We start from the raw sequence: 18,096 nt of genomic DNA, 5'->3' as shown, positions 1-18,096 counted from the left end.
ATGGATTGTTAAAAAAACGTATATTGTTGTCATAACTATTAAAACTTAGGGGCATGAAAAAAATTACATTAGTAATAATGATGATGGTATGCATTATTGCTACTGCACAAACAACAATTAGCGGAAAGGTTGTTGATGATGGTAACCAGCCTATTCCTGGAGCTAATATTACATTAAAAAACTCATCTTCGGGAACAGTAACAGATTTTGACGGTATTTTTACTTTAACAGTCCAGGAATCACCCCCTTTTACAATAATAGCCAGTTCTGTAGGGTTTGAATCCTCATCAATAGATATATCTTCACAAACTACAGATTTAACTATTGTCTTGAAAGAAGGTACAGAGCTCGATGAAGTAGTCATTTCAGCTTCCAGAACTCCAGAGCGTATCTTCGAATCCCCAGTGAGTGTTGAACGTTTCGGAATTAAAGAAATTAAAAATACACCTTCAGTAGATTTCTATGATGGATTAGAAAATCTTAAAGGAGTAGATGTTAATACTAACAGTTTAACCTTTAAATCGATTAATACCAGAGGATTTGCAACATTTGCAAATACTCGTTTTGTTCAATTGGTAGATGGGATGGATAATACAGCGCCAGCTCTTAACTTTGTGTTAGGAAATCTGTTAGGGATGACAGAATTAGATGTCAATAGTGTAGAACTATTGCCTGGAGCATCTTCTGCATTGTATGGAGCAAATGCTTTTAACGGAATTCTGTTCATGACGAGTAAAAATCCATTTGACCACCATGGGATTAGTGCGTATTTTAAAGGAGGAATTACTTCGCAAGAAGCGGCAGGAGATAATGAGTTTTATGATTACGGAATTAGGCTTGCGCATAAGTTCTCAGAGAAATTCGCCGCAAAAGCTAATTTCTCGTATCTGCGAGGTACAGATTGGTTTGCAACCAATACCGTTAATGTTTTAAATCCAATTACAGATAGATCAGACCCTAATTATGACGGTCTTAATGTGTATGGTGATGAGGTAAGTACAAATATAAGAGGTGTAGGAGAAGCTCTTGTAAATAGAGGGATTTTACCGGCTGGAGCCGAAAACTTGCTGCCAGACGAAAGTGTTAGTAGAACAGGGTATAATGAGCAAGATTTAAATGCTAATAAAGCAGAAAGTATAAAATTTGATGCAGCATTACACTATAGGCCATTTGCTAATGATTTTGAAGTTATTTATAACGGAAAAGTAGGTAGAGGAACTACAATTTATCAAGGAGCAAATCGATATTCGATTCGTAATTTTTTCTTACAGCAGCATAAATTAGAATTTAAAAATAATAACTTCTTTGTTAGAGGATATTTAACAGATGAAAGTGCAGGAGATTCTTATGATATACGATTTACCGGAATTAATATTAATAGAAAATGGAAAGACGATCAAACTTGGTTTGGTGAATATGCAGGCGCATTTGTTCAAGCAACGTTAGCTGGCCAATTGCCAGAACAGGCCCATCTTATTGCAAGACAAACAGCAGATACAGGTCGGCTTATACCAGGAACACCAGGGTTTGAACAAGCTTTTCAAACCGTAACCAGTGATCCGAATCTATTAACTGGATCAAAATTTCAGGATGCTACTCAGTTAAGACATGTAGATGTTAATTATAATTTGAGTCATATCACGGGAGATTTTGCAGATATTCAGGTAGGGGGATCGTTTAGAGAATATAAATTGAATTCTTCGGGAACAATCTTTACAGATTTTGACAAACCTATTAGGTATTCTGAATACGGAGCATATACACAAATTCAGAAAAAATTTGCAGACGAAAGAGTAAAAGTAACAGGATCTGTGCGATATGATAAATCAGAATTGTTTGATGGTAATTTATCGCCTAGATTATCAATAGGATATACCTTGGGCGCTGAAAGAAACCATAATATCCGAGCTTCTGTGCAAACAGGATTTAGAAACCCAACTACACAGGATTTGTATATTGGTTTAGATGTAGGGCGTGCAATATTAGTTGGATCGGCTAGAGATAATTTAGACAGAGATGTAAGGACATTTAGTGATTTAAGTGGTGCCGGTGAAACCATCGTGGGGTCAAATACTGTTACCGTAACAGGAAGAGCTGCATACGAAAACTCATTTTCGGCAAGCTCTGTAACAAATGGAGCACCAGAAGCTTCTAATGCCAATCTTGTTGAGCCAGAAAAAATTACTGCTTTCGAAGTAGGATATCGTGGTAAAGTAAAGAAATTTATTATTGATCTAAGCGGGTATTATAACCAGTATACAGATTTTATATCAAATGAAAATGTGATTGTACCATTATATGGTCAGGTAGGAGACGGAACATTATCACTTCTTGCATTACAGAATGATGATTTTAAAGTGTATCAAGCCTATACAAATTCAGACGTAGATATAAAATCTTTTGGAGCTACAATTGGTGTAAACACCAGAATTCCTGGAGATTTTGATTTAGGAGTTAATTACACATATGCCGAACAGGATTTTGATAAAGATAAAGATCCTGATTTCATAACTAATTTTAATACTCCAAAACATAAAGTAAAAGCTACTTTTGGACATGCAAATTTGTTTAAAAATTTTGGCTTTAATACGAGTTATCGTTGGAGTGATAGTTACTTCTGGGAAGCATCATTTGGAAATGGAAATATCCCATCTTTCTCGGTTATCGATGCCCAGATAAATTATAAGATTCCAAAATTGAAAACTACTCTTAAAGCGGGTGCAACCAACATTGGAGGGGATGAATACTTTACGGCATTTGGAACTGGATTTATTGGATCCCAGTATTACATAGGCTTGTCAATAAACAATTTGTAGGCAACGATTAAAAAACAATAAAAAAAGAACAAATGAATACTCAATATAAATGGTTAATACTCCTGTTAATTTTTGGATGTATTTCTTGCGAATCAGATGATGATGCTTCTACTACAGGAGGAGAAGTGGTAATTACCTCTGGGAATGCAGATTTTTCAAAATATGTTTCCTTAGGAAATTCTTTGGCTGCCGGATTTACCGATGGAGCCTTGTTTATTGCTGGACAGGAAAATTCGATGCCTAATATTTTAGCAAAGCAATTTGCTCTGGCAGGGGGAGGAGAATTTACACAGCCTTTAATGAATGATAATATAGGAGGAGCCCTGGTAGCAGGAACCCCTACTTTAAACCCGAGGTTTTATTTTTATAGCGATCCAAATCCTGATCCGCCTAATGAATCGGGACCACGATTATTAGGAACCACTCCGGGGGATGATACTCCAGAAATACCTACCACAGAAATAACAAATATAATATCAGGACCTTTTAATAATATGGGAATTCCTGGAGCCAAAAGTTTTCATTTGCCAGCAGCAGGATATGGTAACGTGGCAGGGTTACCAAGTATGGCTAATCCTTATTTTGTGAGAATTGCTTCTGGCCCTACAGCATCTGTACTCGGAGATGCTATGGCTCAGAATCCAACATTTTTCTCATTGTGGATCGGTAATAACGATGTCCTGGGATATGCTTTGTCGGGAGGAGATGGTACAGATCCGATTACAGATGAAACTATATTTACACAGGCTTATAATGCGATAGTTACCACGTTAACTTCTGGTCAAGCAAAAGGAGTAGCGTTTAATATTCCTGATGTAACTTCTATACCGCATTTTACAACTGTACCTTATAACCCTGTTCCTCTAGATGCTGCAACAGCAGGAGCTGTTAATCAGGGATATGCAGCCTATAATGCAGGTTTGTTGCAAATAGAAGGCCTTGGAGGAATTGATGAGGCAGAAAGAAAAGCCAGAACAATCGAATTTGCAGCAGGGCAAAATGCAGTTGTAATCGAAGATGAAAGTCTGACAAATCTAACCGGGTCTGGTTTGCCAAATTACAGGCATGCTACCGCAGAGGATTTATTAATATTACCAAGTTCTTCTTTTATCGGTACTACCGTTGGAGGAAATCCATTATTGATAAACGGAGTTTCAGTTCCTTTAGAAGATAAATGGGTGTTAATACCTGCAGAACAACAGGAAATATCTGCAGCAACTACTACGTTTAATACCATAATAAGTACAGCAATACAGCAAGCTGGTTTAGCATTTGTAGATGCAAATACAATTCTTAAAGAAGCTTCAGAAAACGGAGTTATGTTTGATGATTTTTTATTACAGGATGATTTGGTTTTTGGTGGTGCTTTTTCTTTAGATGGAGTACACCCTACAGCTAGAGGCTATGCTTTTTTAGCAAATAAAGCAATAGAGTCTATAAATGCTACATATGGTTCTAATCTGCCAATGGTAAAAGCAGTAGATTACCCAACTTTTTATTCGGCTTTGTTAAAATAGAACGTGTAATCTAAAATAATAGGACCCACTATAGATACTCTAAAGTGGGTTTTTTTTATGCTGTTTGCCGAATAGAATGAGAATTATAATTTCTTTCTATTAATTGAAAATATATAGAAAGTAAAAAAGATATAAGTATATATCCTAAAACTACAAATGTAGCTCCCTGAAAAATGGTATCAATATCAAACCAACTACCATAGTAAAGTATAAAATACAATCCCATTGCAAGCTTAATACATTCTGCAAACAAAGAAATTATATGTCGGTCCATTAGAGATGTATAAGCAAATATTGATACCCCTAAAAAGATAGAGTAGTTTACAATTTGGATAAACTCCAGATCTCCAACACTAATCAACAAGTAATACATAAGTGCTACTGTAATTACAAGCTGCACCCATGACCACAATTTTAGTACCAATGAACTTTCTGTTTTATATTTTTGTCGGGAATAAGGATTAGTAATAATTTGTATAGGATATTTTTCTTTTACATCCTCTGGTCGCCATCCTGTTGGCATAAACCATATCTTAATTTTATCAAGCCAATTTCGGGTTCTCCAAGCATCTTTTAATATTCCCCAAATGTGCATAAAATTGATAAAAAAAGGATTCCAGGTATTTACTGGCTTTTTTACACCATAAATCGGTGGTTTGTCTGGTAACTCTTCTTGAAAAGTTCCAAAAAGTTTATCCCAGAAAATGAATATTTCAGAATAGTTTTTATCCAGATATTCATCGTTAATAGCATGATGAACCCTGTGATGAGAAGGAGTAACAATAATATGCTCTAAAAACCCCATTTTGTTAATTAGTCGGGTATGATACCAAAATTGAGCAAAGAAATGAATAGGAGCAACAAATGCAACTATATGCGCAGGGATTCCAACTAATGCTAATGGGATATATAGAAAAAAATAAATAGCAACTATTGCCGATACATTTTGACGTAAAGCACATGCTAAATTAAATTCTTCACTACTGTGATGTATAATATGTCGGTTCCAGAATACATTAATAGTATGATTAAAACGGTGAGACCAATAGCCAACAAAATCCAACCCGATAAAGGTTAAGATATATATCAAAATTGTAGATTTAATTTCTATTAAAGCCAGATGTTCAACCATCCATTCGTAGCTTAGAATAATAACAGTAAGGCCTATCAGGCTTTTGAGCGTGTTTGTGATACCAGAACTAATACTCGAAATTGTATCCATACCTTCATTAACTGGTATTTTTTTCCATCTACTAATTAAATATTCGATAAGTATAAGTACAATAAAGCCAGGTATTGCATAGCTTAATGCTGTTGCATAAGTTTCCATTTAATGAGTTTTATCTAAAAATAAGGATAAATATTTATTTCGAAAAACTAATTCATTCAAACAATTCAAACCTGCCATATAACCATAAAAAAAGAGATGTTATGGGAGTAGAAAAAAGAAGTAAAGTACTGCTTAAAAAAAACTAAAGAAATTGAGTTATTTTTTTCATTTTAAAAGACTATATTTGCAGCCTGAAAAAAGCTAGTATTCAGTATGATTGAGTACTTGATTTTTTTAACATAGTTAAATACTAAACATTAAATAGTTATATAATGTCTAAAGTTACAGGTAAAGTATCTCAAATTGTAGGTCCGGTTATCGATGTAGAATTCGCAGCTGGTACTGAATTACCAAAGATTTATGATTCGTTAGAAATTAACAAAACAGACGGTAGTAAACTAGTGTTAGAAGTTCAGTCTCACATTGGTGAAGATACTGTGCGTACTATTGCAATGGATTCCAGTGATGGATTAAGCAGAGGAATTGAAGTAGTTGCAACTGGAGCTCCTATCCAAATGCCAATAGGTGGTGATGTATATGGACGTCTATTTAATGTAATTGGAGATGCGATTGATGGTCTTGGTGATCTTCCTAAAGCAGGAAAAGAAGGACTTCCAATTCACCGTCAAGCTCCTAAATTTGAAGATTTATCAACTTCTACAGAAGTTTTATTTACTGGGATTAAAGTAATTGATCTTATTGAGCCTTACGCAAAGGGAGGTAAGATTGGATTATTTGGTGGTGCTGGTGTAGGTAAAACAGTACTTATCCAGGAGTTGATTAATAATATTGCAAAAGGACATGGTGGTCTTTCTGTATTTGCAGGAGTAGGAGAAAGAACACGTGAAGGTAATGACCTTCTTCGTGAAATGCTAGAATCTGGAATTATCAAATACGGAGATGATTTTATGCACTCTATGGAAAATGGAGGATGGGATCTTTCTAAAGTAGATAAAGAAGTAATGAAAGAATCTAAAGCTACTTTCGTGTTCGGACAAATGAATGAGCCTCCAGGGGCGCGTGCACGTGTAGCATTATCGGGTCTTACTATAGCAGAATATTTCCGTGATGGAGCTGGAGATGGACAAGGAAAAGATGTACTTTTCTTCGTAGATAATATCTTCCGTTTTACACAAGCAGGTTCTGAGGTATCAGCACTTCTAGGACGTATGCCATCTGCGGTAGGGTACCAACCAACATTAGCAACAGAGATGGGTGTGATGCAAGAGCGTATTACCTCTACAAAGAAAGGATCGATTACATCTGTACAGGCAGTTTACGTACCTGCAGATGACCTTACCGATCCTGCACCAGCAACAACATTTGCCCACTTAGATGCAACAACAGTATTATCACGTAAAATTGCTGAGCTAGGGATATACCCAGCGGTAGATCCATTAGATTCTACTTCTAGAATCCTTACTGCAGACATTCTTGGTGATGAGCATTACAATTGTGCACAACGAGTAAAAGAGTTGTTACAACGTTATAAAGAATTACAGGATATTATTGCTATCCTTGGTATGGAAGAACTATCTGAAGAAGATAAATTAGCTGTAGGACGCGCTCGTCGTGTGCAACGTTTCTTATCTCAACCATTCCATGTAGCAGAACAATTTACTGGTATACCAGGATGTTTAGTAGATATTAAAGATACCATTAAGGCATTTACAATGATTATGGATGGTGAATTAGATCACCTGCCAGAAGCAGCATTTAACCTTAAAGGAACAATCGAAGAGGCTATAGAAGCTGGTGAAAAAATGTTAGCAGAGGCATAAAACAGTAGTGAGGAGTTAGTAATTGAGTAGTGAGATTAATTTCTTTCTCATTATTGTCTAAATACTAATTGCTCAATACTCAATACTTAAAAATATGTATTTAGAAATAGTAACTCCAGAAGCAATATTATTTAGCGGTGAAGTAACTTCGGTTGCGGTGCCAGGAATAAATGGAGAGTTTCAGATGTTAGATAATCACGCACCTATTGTTTCTTTACTAGGAAAAGGAGATGTAAAAGTGTATGGTGAGATGAATCTAGAAGAAGAAGTTGCTGATAAATTCACCAAAGGTGGAAATGGAGCAACACTACTTTCTATTACCTCGGGAACTATCGAAATGAAAGATAATAAGGTTATTGTACTTGCAGATTAACACAGTACTTAATTAAGGTTTTTTTATTATATATTTAATCCCTATTAATAATTTAATAGGGATTTTTTATGCTTTTAAATAAATCATGTCCATATTCAATATCGTTTAGATACCACTTTTTGATTGCTGCCATTCTAGGCATAATAGTAGTGTTTATTATTGTTTTTCTACACCCATTAGGATCTAATAATTTTACAAGTCCTTTTAAAACCCTCTACTTTACAGGATATGGAGTTATTATATTTTTCACCTATTTGATTGCTGTAATTTTTTCTAATGGATATTACTTACGTTTCAAAATCTGGAAATGGATAGAAGAACCGATTTTTTGCTTATTTTTTATAATTATCGCCATTATAATTGCTTTTTTCTACACAGAAGTGATTATCAATAAAACACCAGAACGACTTACTTTAATTTTGTTTTTAAACTGGTTTAAAATGGTGTTTCTCGGATTTGGTGTCATTATGTTTGTAGTCACGGTTTTATTGAGAAACTATTACAAATCGATGAATAATGTGATGTCAGAAAAGAGAAAACCTCCTGTCGAACAATCAAAAATTAAGTTGAAAGGCACATTAAAAAAGGAGTTGTTTTCTGTAGAAGAAACATCTATCGTCTATGTTAGATCTGAAGATAATTATGTGTATATATATTATGTAGAAGAAGAATTATTGAAAGAGAAAATGCTTAGAAATACCTTAACAAATATAGAAAAACAGCTTTCATCCTTAATCAAAGCACATAGGTCATATTTAATTAATCCAGATTTTATTATTTTATTAAAAGGAAATGCTCAAAATGCAAAACTTCAGTTAAAAAATATTGAAGACTATATTCCTGTATCAAAAACATACTTTGCATCTGTAAAAAACACTATTAATTAGCCAAGAGTTAATAGTATTTCACCCCAAAATGTATTTGTTTACCACAAAAAATAAGTAGCGATAACTTTCTTTTTTTTCAGAATACCGAGTTCTTTTCATTTGTGTCATTAATTAAAAATTACACTTATGAAAAAAATAGTAAAAACAATAAAATGGTTGGCGGTAACCATTATTTCTATTCTCATTATAACTGTTTTGTGGATTCGATTTTCGAGATTTACTGATACAATGATATATAAAACTAATGGGCTTGCATATGATAGTTTTCAAACCGAGTATGCTCATCAAGAATATTATTATGAGATAGATAAAAATGTAAAGATTCATGCAGTGCTTTTTAAGCCAGATTCCTCTATTCCTCCTATAGGAACAATTATACATTATTCGGGAAAAGGAATGCATTTAATGTCATCTCAGAAATATTATAAATCAATATTAAATAAGGGGTTTCAGGTATTTAATTTTGAGCGAAGAAATTTTGGTAAATCTACAGGAACAGCAGATAATTCTGTACAACTAAAAAAAGATGCTCTTTATGTTTTTGATGAAATAATAAAGCATGAAGATGTTGTAGACACTCCTATCATTATTTGGGGACAATCATTAGGAGGTGCTTTTGCAATCATGAATGCCGCAGAAAGACAAGAGAAAATAGATGGTCTTATTGTAGAAGGCACGTTTAGTTCCTTTCCTGATATCGGAAAAGTATATGCAAATGCATTACATATGGAAAACTTTAAAGCACTTGTACCTTTGTTAATGAATAATGATTTTCCTGCAGAAAAAGAAATCAAAAAAATCAAAAAACCTGTATTGGTAATACACAGTCATAATGATAAACAAGTTCCATATAAATTGGGTGAAAAACTATACGAATCTTCAAATAAAGATAATACCGAATTTTGGAAAGTAAAGGGCAAGCATATTAAAGCACTATTTGATTACGAAAAAGAATATATAGGTAAATTTTTGGAAATGATTAATAATTAAGTGATAGTTAATCTAAATCATTGATTTTTAGATAAAATTATGTTAAACAGCCTTTTTTGGTAAAAAGGTTTTATACTTTTCGAGAGCATATTAATCACTCTAATGTTAAAACCTTACATATGATTCAAAGACTAATCACCTTTGTAGTTATACTAAGCACCTCATTGATTTCTGCTCAGAAAAAAACGTTGACTCATGCTGACTACGATTTATGGAAAAATATTACTGATGTTAAAGTATCAGATAAAGGGAAATTAATTGTATCTACTATTGAAACCAATACCAAAAGAGGAGACGGCTATATAGAGATATACAATACTCAAAATAAAACTAAATTTAAGTACCCTAATGGATATGATACTTCAATATCCTCAGATGAAAACTATGTAGTTTTTAAGAAAAGACCTAAATATCAACTCACCAGAACAGAGAAAAAGAAAGAAATAAAAAAAGAGGATAGAACTAAAGATGGATTGTTTATCTATGATGTAAAAAATAATACTATTTATGATTCTATCTTAAGGGTGAAGAAATATAAAATGCCTAAAAAACAAGAAGGTTGGTTGGTCGTTGAAAATTTTAAAAAAGTAAAAAAGAGAATAGGAAAGAAAAAAAACCTATCCGAACAAAAAAACGATAGTATAGACAACAATGCTCCAATGGCATTTAAACAGAATTATGCCTTGGTTTACAATCTAAAAACAAAACAAAAAGATACGATTCATCAAATAAAAGATTTTATTCTACCCGAGAAAGGAAAAACATTTTATTATACGTTAAAAAATAAAAAGGATAAACAAAAGGATATTGGAGTTTATGAGTATAACTTAACGTCTGGAGCAAAAATAGCTATTGATACTACAAAATATATTTATGATAAACTGGCAGTATATAAAGATGGAAATCAATTTGTCTATCTATCTGCAGTTGATTCTACGGCAATAGACTCCTTAAGGTTTGAGTTGTATTATTATAAAAATAGTAAACTGCAAGAGCTTGTAAATACTCCGGATAAAAACCTTAGAGAGAACTGGGAATTGAGTAAAGATCAAACGCCTTTTTTCTCTGATAATGGAGATAGGTTATATTTTTATTCAAAGCCAAAAGTAGTATACTCAAAAGATACTACATTATTAAAAGATGAAATACCACAGGTAGATGTTTGGAACTGGCAGGATAAATTGATTCAGCCAGAACAGAAATCAAAGTTTGAACAACTTAATAAAAAAGCATTTTTATCATACTATAATACCAAATCTAACCAATATGTTCATATTCAGGATCACACTATCGAAACGCTAAATTTTGATAAAAATAAGGAACAACAATATATAATAGGGGCAACAACATCTCCATATGATATAATGCGGTCGTGGGATTATCCATGGACAAAAGATTATTATGTGATTAATACCAATACAGGAAATAAACATTTGATTCTTAAAAACAAAGGGAGACAGCCTATTCTTTCTCCAGATGGACAATATGCTTTGCATTATGACATGAAAGAAAAACATTGGTTTTCGATTGATTTATCTGCATTGAAAAAAACAAACCTTACCAACGAGTTGGATGTAGCATTTTATGATGAAGATGATGATCATCCTTCTCTACCCTCTCCTTATGGTTTTGGGGGATTTGATTCAAGAGGAAACGCATTGATTTATGATAAATTTGATATTTGGCAAGTTTCTCTTTCTGGAAAAGAAAAACCAATAAATCTTACGCAAAACGGAAGGAAAAACAATGTTGAGTATAGAACAGAAATGTTGGACCCTGAACAAAAAAACAAAGCAACATATTGTAATAAAGAATTACTCATTACGAGTTTTGATAAAGTGACAAAAGCTTCTGGGTTGTATACTTTGCGAAAAGGAAAATTGATTGAAAAAATCAGGCCTTCAGAATTTCGTATTAGCTCTTATAAAAAAGCAAAGAATGCCGAAGTGTATAGCTATAGAAAACAAAACTTCACTACATTTTCTGATCTTTATATAACTACAAATACTTTTCAAAATTCTGAGAGAATAACAGTAGTAAATCCACATCAAAAAGATTTTAAATGGGGAACTGCAGAGTTATTTTCATGGAAAACATACGATGGTAAAAAACTAGAGGGTATTATTTATAAACCCGAAGATTTTGACCCTTCAAGACAATACCCTTTGATCACTTATTTTTATGAAAAACGATCCGATAGCTATCGTAGTTATCATATGCCCAGACCTAGTGCTTCTATTGTAAACCCATCCTATTTGGTAAGTAATGATTATATCATGTTTGTTCCTGATATCGTATATGACGAAGGTAAACCAGGAGCCAGTGCATATAATTGTATAGTTTCGGGAGTAGAAGCATTAGAAGAATTGGGATATATAGATAGAGATAATATAGGAATACAAGGGCAAAGCTGGGGCGGATATCAGGTGGCATATCTGGTAACCGTTACTAATAAGTTTAAGGCAGCAATGGCTGGTGCTCCAGTAAGTAATATGACTTCTGCTTATGGAGGAATCAGATGGAAATCGGGATTGAGTAGAGCATTTCAATACGAAAGAACACAAAGTAGACTAGGTAAAAATCTATGGGATGGATTTGATCTTTATATTGAAAACTCACCACTTTTTGGTATCCCTAAAATAGAAACCCCATTACTAATGATGCATAATGACAACGATGGGGCAGTACCTTATTATCAAGGTATAGAAATGTTTATGGGAATGCGCAGATTACAAAAACCGGTATGGCTACTGGTGTATAATGAGGAAGCCCATAATCTAAAAAAAGTAAAAAACAAGCAGGACCTTTCTATCAGAATGATGCAGTTTTTTGATTATTATTTAAAAGGTGAGCCTGCTCCTAAATGGATGACCAAGGGTATTCCCAGAGTACAAAAAGGAAAAGACTTAGGATATGGTTTAGAGAATACAAGAGCGTCTAGTATCACGCCCAGTTCCAATGAATAAGGTGCCATTCTATACCATCTGATTCATGAGTGATTAATGTTTTAAAACCAATGGCATAATGTGCTTGTAAAGAACGTGAATTATTTGAGGCTACTTCGGTGATTAAGAGATTGTATTTGTCTTGTAATTCAGTTTTCATGGTTTGATACAAACCTCTAAAAATCCCTTGTTTACGATAGGCTTTATCAATACATACTTGTCCCATTATTACATAGGATATCGAAGAATCTAAGTGGTTTTCGATGATAGAAAACATAGGTTTTAGGAGTTCTATATCATCCTTAAAATCTTTTAACATACACAATGCATACCCCACTACTTTATCACCGTCCTTAGCAATGATATGAGGTTGTTTGCTATTCATTTTTCTTAGAATATCAAGATCATGTTGCACAGAAACAAAACCCTCTGCTTCTTTTTCTGTTTGAGAAATTGAAATCGGTAGATTATCACGCTGAAGCACTAAAATCTGTTGCAATTCTACTTCAGAACTAATAACAGTGTACGTTATATTCATTGTATATTATTTAGCTTTTAACCAGTTTTCACGTTTATTTATAGCTTCTTTACTAGCGTTTTGTAGTAATTTGGTTTCAACATCTGGATGTGCAGTAAAAGTCATTTCAGTTTTTACTTCCTTACCTAACCTTTTGTAGGTTATCGTTACTTTTTCGCCAGGGGTATACTTTTTTAGTATCTCAGCTAATTGTTTTTCATCTGTAATAGCATCTTTATCTATCGTTAGAATAACATCATCTTTATCTAATCCCGTTATATAAGCAGGAGACTCCTTTTTGGGATAATCAGAGATAAAAGCATTGTTATTTTCATACTTTATGGGTACTCCTGCAAAGTAGACCTTTTTAGAATTGTTAACCACTGAAATTCCAAAACTAGCAAATAGAGTTTTATAATCAGGGACCTGGCTATTATTGATATATTTAGTAAAGAACTCATTAGCAAACGACTCTCCTGCATATTCCTGTAGTGTAGTTAACAGATGTTCTTCTGTGTATGGGACTTCAGTCTTTCCATATTTTTGCCAAACAAGCTTCATATAGTCATCTAGAGTAAGATGGTCTTTATAGTTTCTTAAAGATAAATCCAGAGCTAACCCTAGCATACTGCCATAGGAATAGTAAGAGATAAATGTATTTCCTCTATTTACAGGATCTACGGATGTTGCAGCATCTACAAAAGGAGCTTGGTAACTCATCTCTGTAGGATTAAAATAGGCTCTGGCAGGAGAATTCCATACATAATTATAAGATCTGGCTAGTCCTTCAATATATTTTTCCTGGCTTATGATACCTGCTCTGCATAAAATTAATCCAGTATAATAACTGGTAAATCCTTCTGCAAACCATAATTCTCCAGACATATTAGCGGCTTCAAAATCGAAAGGCTCTAATGTTTTTGGACGTATACGTTCTACATTCCACGCATGAAAAAATTCATGAGAAACAGTTCCTATATTTCTATCCATTCCCTCTTTGGCAAGACTGCGAGTACTGGTTAGGATAGTAGAGTTTCTATGTTCCATTCCATCGCCAGACACATTGGGCATATAACAAGCCAAAAAAGTATAGGTTCCGTTGTCAAATTTTGGATATTCTCCAAACACTTCTTTCTCTTGTAGTACTATTTTTTTAACTTTTTCAAAATAAGTATTAGCTTCTTCCTCGGTTCCCAAGTGGTGTAATGCAAATTGTATGGTGTATTCTGAACCTTCAGATTTAACAGTAAATGCTTTTAGTGAGTGATTACTAATTTCTACAGGGCTATCCATAAAATACTGTAGATTAGGAGCTGTATATTTATGATTTCCAACAGGAAAAAGTTGCGTGGCAATCTTCCAGTTTAGATCTTTTCTGGGATCAAAAGTTACTTCTACAGCTCTGTCTTTTAGTGCTGGAGCAAACATAAAAGTAGCAGGAATATTAAGATGTGCATGGGTTTCATCAATTTGAGAATATGTCCCATCTCCACGATCTGCAAATAGCGTATAAGATACTTTAATTGTACCGTCATGACCAGAAACATCCCATTGATGAGGATTAGGGCGGGTAACCATAACTTTTTTACCTTGACTGTCTGTAATCTTTACGTCATATATATTCTTGGCAAATTCATGTAGAGCATATCTCCCTGGTGATGTTCTACTCATTCGCAAAGAAATAGTCTCTGTTTTTAGATCAGAAAATGTAGCTTGTATTTTAGCTTCGTGATGAACAGCATTTTCAAAAGATATATGATATAGGTTCTTTGATTGAGAGAAGCCTATTTGAACACATAGTATTGCAATTAATAACTGTATTAATTTCATTATGATTCGTTTTGAAATGATGATGAAACTCAAATATAAGTATTAATTCTAGATATAAATTTATTCTTCTGTGTATTCTAAAATATCAGATGGCTGACAATCCAAAACCTTACAAATGGCTTCTAGCGTCGAAAAGCGTATAGCTTTCGCTTTTCCCGATTTAAGTATCGAAAGATTAGCAGTGGTAATACCAATTTTTTCTGCCAATTCTTTACTCTTCATTTTTCGCTTAACAAGCATCACATCAAGATTTACAAGTATTGGCATAATTATATTGTTAATTCGTTTTCTGACTGAATTTCAATTCCTCGTTTGAAAATCAATGCAATGATGAATATAATTCCTGCCATAAAAAGGAATTCTGAGCTTCCAAAATCGTATTCAAAAACCACCCCTTTTTTTAATAACCTTTTACTATATCTGGTTGCAAAATAGGCTAATAAACCTATCCACAATGAAACGTAACTAATACTGGAAATTAGATGTGCTACAGCAGGAGTAAATGGTTTATCAAAATCAATCTTTGAAAAAATTTTAATTACTAAATAAAACATATAAACCTTAAAGGCCAGTATAGAAATAATTAGTGATAGAAGCATGATATAATACTGAATAGAAAAGCTATAAAGGTTTGATAAATCTAAACCTAAATATAAATTTTCTGCAGCTTCTTCATTTACAAAAAGACTTATTGTACTTGAAATAAGTATTGCTCCCAACTTAATACATAAACCAATGAATATAACCCAGGATATTATTTTCATTGCATTTAAAACTTGTTTTGTTTCCATTTTTATTATCGTTTAACGATAACAAATATATTAAAATTATTGATAAACGATAATTTTTTATTAAAAAACCTATTTTTTAATTTTTGGTTTCTAAAACCTCGTGGTATCTTTGAAACATGATTTCCAGAAAACTAAAGCAAAAACTAGATAATCGTATCAAAAACAACTCTCTTCGGCTATTAACCGATTCTAATGGGTTGATCGATTTCTCGTCTAATGATTACCTGGGATTTGCGTCTTCAAAAACTATTTTTGAAGGAGCACATCGATTACTGATTAAAAAAATAATGCAAAAAAATGGAGCGACGGGTTCTCGTTTACTTTCCGGAAATCATAAATTATACATAGAAACAGAAAAAATGCTTGCAGATTTTCATAATGCTCAAGAGGCTTTAATTTTTAACTCTGGGTATGACGCTAATCTTGGTTTTTTTTCTGCAGTACCGCAACGAGGAGATGTTATTTTTTATGATGAACTAATTCACGCCTCCATTAGAGACGGGATGCATATGAGTAATGCCAAGTCTTATAAATTTAAGCATAATGATATAGAAAATCTAAAGTTTCAGGTTGAACGAAATCGAAATGCGAGCAGTGATCAGGAAATATATATCGTTACAGAGTCGGTTTTTTCAATGGATGGAGATTGTGCAGACTTAAAATCTTTAATAGCATTTTGTCAGAAATACAATTGCCACCTTATTGTAGATGAGGCACATGCAACTGGTGCGTTTGGTGATTATGGCGTAGGGCTACTTCAGAAATTAGGGCTAGAAGACCGGGTTTTTGCAAGAATCAATACCTTTGGTAAGGCTTTAGGTTGTCATGGCGCAGTGATTTTAGGGTCAAAGGATCTAAAGACATACTTAGTAAATTTTTGTAGAAGTTTTATATATACTACCGGATTACCACCACACTCTATTGCAACCATCAAAATGGCGTATGAAGAACTTAAATGTACACCTGAAATTGAAAAACTTATTGAAAATATTACTTTTTTTACCCAAGAGCTTGAATCCAAACATCTAACATCAAGATTTATTAAGAGTAATTCCGCAATACATTGCTGTATTATTTCGGGTAATGAAAATGTAAAAAAAGTTGCAAACCAAATCCAGGAAAAAGGATTTGATGTCAAGCCAATTTTGTCACCTACTGTGCCACAAGGTAAAGAACGATTGCGCTTTTGTTTACATTCTTATAATTCTAAAGAAGAAATCTCGGAAGTCTTAGAACTACTTGCTACTTTTGTACGCATATGAGCGAAACATTTAAAACGGTTGCTGTTTTTCAATATTCGGCAGAAGCTTTGATCATCAAAGGGAGAATAGAATCAGAAGGAATCCAGGTTTTTACTATGGATATGCATACGATCGATACCGATCCTTTGGTTAGTAATGCTATTGGAGGTGTTAAATTGAGAGTGAAAGCAGAAGACGAACAGAAAGCACTTCAGATTATAGAAAGTATACAAAAATATGCTATAGATGATCAAGGAGAATCTATTTCTTGCCCAAAATGTAATGGAGAAAAAATAGTTCTGGATTCGACGATTGACAGTTTTAAAAGTTTGGTTCTTTTTCTTTTGCTTCTATTACCAATTAATCAAAAAACGAAATATAGATGTGAAGAATGTAATCACAAATTTGACTAAAAATGAATAAAAAAATATTCGTTACAGGAATAGGCACAGAAGTAGGTAAAACGATAGCTTCTGCAATTGTGGTCGAGTCGTTGCAGGCAGATTACTTTAAGCCAATACAGGCAGGAGATTTAGAATATTCGGATACCGATAAAGTACAAGAATTGGTGTCTAATTCGAAATCTAAGTTTCATAGCAATAGCTATGCCTTAAAAACGCCGATGAGTCCGCATGCTGCAGCAGAAATTGATCAGATTTCTATTGAAATCGATAAAATAACACTTCCCAAAACCAATAATGATTTGATTATTGAAGGTGCCGGAGGATTATTGGTGCCATTAAATAATAACAATACGATCCTGGATCTAATACAGTCTGATTACCATGTTATCGTAGTTTCAAGGCATTATTTGGGGAGTATTAATCATACCTTAATGACCATCCAGATTTTAAAAGAAAAAGGATATAACGTGTCTGTTATTTTTAATGGGGCAGCACATAAAACTACTGAAAGTATCATAAAAAAAATGACAGGAGTCCCAGTTATAGGAAGAATTGACAATGAACCTTATTTTGATAAAATGGTAGTTTCAGAATATGCAGAACTGTTTAGAGATCAATTAAAATCACTTTAATATTCACTAAAAAATCTTCGCTTTCGCGGAAGCGACACTTGT

15 protein-coding genes are annotated in these 18,096 nt (G+C 33.4%); 10 read left to right on the top strand and 5 right to left on the bottom strand.

Annotation, left to right across the window (positions count from 1 at the left end; translation table 11 throughout):
* Positions 1-53: 53 nt before the first annotated feature.
* Together NNL09_RS06235 and NNL09_RS06230 are read left to right on the top strand one after the other, a co-directional pair.
* A complete protein-coding gene (locus tag NNL09_RS06235; protein ID WP_196909458.1) occupies positions 54-2,816 on the top strand; it encodes a TonB-dependent receptor domain-containing protein in 2,763 nt (920 codons plus the stop codon).
* Positions 2,817-2,848: 32 nt separating this feature from the next.
* The gene (locus tag NNL09_RS06230) at positions 2,849-4,333 is read left to right on the top strand and encodes a G-D-S-L family lipolytic protein (protein ID WP_196909457.1); all 1,485 of its coding nucleotides are present in this window, start codon (positions 2,849-2,851) and stop codon (positions 4,331-4,333) included.
* A 55-nt stretch (positions 4,334-4,388) separates the two neighbouring features.
* On the opposite strand, the gene NNL09_RS06225 is transcribed toward NNL09_RS06230, so the two are convergent.
* Complete coding sequence (locus tag NNL09_RS06225) at positions 4,389-5,663, bottom strand: sterol desaturase family protein (protein ID WP_196909456.1); 1,275 nt, start codon at positions 5,661-5,663, stop codon at positions 4,389-4,391.
* A 272-nt stretch (positions 5,664-5,935) separates the two neighbouring features.
* On the opposite strand from NNL09_RS06225, the gene atpD reads away from it, so the two are divergent.
* The 5 genes from atpD to NNL09_RS06200 all read left to right on the top strand — a co-directional run bounded on the left by atpD (position 5,936) and on the right by NNL09_RS06200 (position 12,660).
* A complete protein-coding gene (atpD, locus tag NNL09_RS06220) occupies positions 5,936-7,444 on the top strand; it encodes a F0F1 ATP synthase subunit beta (protein ID WP_025664518.1) in 1,509 nt (502 codons plus the stop codon).
* Between the two features lie 94 nt (positions 7,445-7,538).
* Complete coding sequence (locus tag NNL09_RS06215) at positions 7,539-7,817, top strand: F0F1 ATP synthase subunit epsilon (protein WP_025664517.1); 279 nt, start codon at positions 7,539-7,541, stop codon at positions 7,815-7,817.
* Between the two features lie 68 nt (positions 7,818-7,885).
* Entirely contained in the window at positions 7,886-8,704 is an 819-nt protein-coding gene (locus tag NNL09_RS06210) for a LytTR family DNA-binding domain-containing protein (RefSeq protein WP_196909455.1), read from the top strand.
* A 126-nt stretch (positions 8,705-8,830) separates the two neighbouring features.
* Positions 8,831-9,694 (top strand): alpha/beta hydrolase, encoded by an 864-nt coding sequence (locus NNL09_RS06205; protein WP_025664515.1) that lies wholly within the window; start codon positions 8,831-8,833, stop codon positions 9,692-9,694.
* A 119-nt stretch (positions 9,695-9,813) separates the two neighbouring features.
* Complete coding sequence (locus NNL09_RS06200) at positions 9,814-12,660, top strand: S9 family peptidase (protein WP_196909454.1); 2,847 nt, start codon at positions 9,814-9,816, stop codon at positions 12,658-12,660.
* Here NNL09_RS06200 and NNL09_RS06195 read toward each other — a convergent pair.
* From NNL09_RS06195 to NNL09_RS06180, 4 genes are read right to left on the bottom strand one after another with little or no spacing between them, the layout of a single operon-like run.
* Positions 12,638-13,177 (bottom strand): GNAT family N-acetyltransferase, encoded by a 540-nt coding sequence (locus NNL09_RS06195; protein ID WP_196909453.1) that lies wholly within the window; start codon positions 13,175-13,177, stop codon positions 12,638-12,640. The genes NNL09_RS06200 and NNL09_RS06195 overlap by 23 nt on opposite strands.
* Positions 13,178-13,183: 6 nt before the next feature.
* Positions 13,184-14,986, bottom strand: a complete 1,803-nt coding sequence (locus NNL09_RS06190) for a M61 family metallopeptidase (protein ID WP_196909452.1) — start codon at positions 14,984-14,986, stop codon at positions 13,184-13,186.
* A gap of 60 nt (positions 14,987-15,046) precedes the next feature.
* Positions 15,047-15,253, bottom strand: coding sequence for a helix-turn-helix transcriptional regulator (locus NNL09_RS06185; RefSeq protein ID WP_025664510.1), 207 nt, complete (start codon positions 15,251-15,253; stop codon positions 15,047-15,049).
* A 2-nt stretch (positions 15,254-15,255) separates the two neighbouring features.
* Entirely contained in the window at positions 15,256-15,777 is a 522-nt protein-coding gene (locus NNL09_RS06180; RefSeq protein WP_025664508.1) for a DUF2975 domain-containing protein, read from the bottom strand.
* A 116-nt stretch (positions 15,778-15,893) separates the two neighbouring features.
* On the opposite strand from NNL09_RS06180, the gene NNL09_RS06175 reads away from it, so the two are divergent.
* From NNL09_RS06175 to bioD, 3 genes are read left to right on the top strand one after another with little or no spacing between them, the layout of a single operon-like run.
* Entirely contained in the window at positions 15,894-17,039 is a 1,146-nt protein-coding gene (locus tag NNL09_RS06175; RefSeq protein WP_196909451.1) for a pyridoxal phosphate-dependent aminotransferase family protein, read from the top strand.
* Positions 17,036-17,431, top strand: a complete 396-nt coding sequence (locus tag NNL09_RS06170; protein ID WP_035095451.1) for a putative signal transducing protein — start codon at positions 17,036-17,038, stop codon at positions 17,429-17,431. Before NNL09_RS06175 ends, NNL09_RS06170 begins: the two co-directional genes overlap by 4 nt.
* 2 nt (positions 17,432-17,433) lie before the next feature.
* Positions 17,434-18,054: a dethiobiotin synthase gene (bioD, locus tag NNL09_RS06165; protein ID WP_196909450.1), complete on the top strand. Its 621-nt coding sequence runs from the start codon at positions 17,434-17,436 to the stop codon at positions 18,052-18,054.
* Positions 18,055-18,096: the final 42 nt, after the last annotated feature.

It is taken from the genome of Aquimarina sp. EL_43, assembly GCF_943422735.1.
Taxonomy (GTDB): Bacteria; Bacteroidota; Bacteroidia; order Flavobacteriales; family Flavobacteriaceae; genus Aquimarina; species Aquimarina megaterium.
This window is presented reverse-complemented; position numbering and strand designations above follow the sequence as displayed.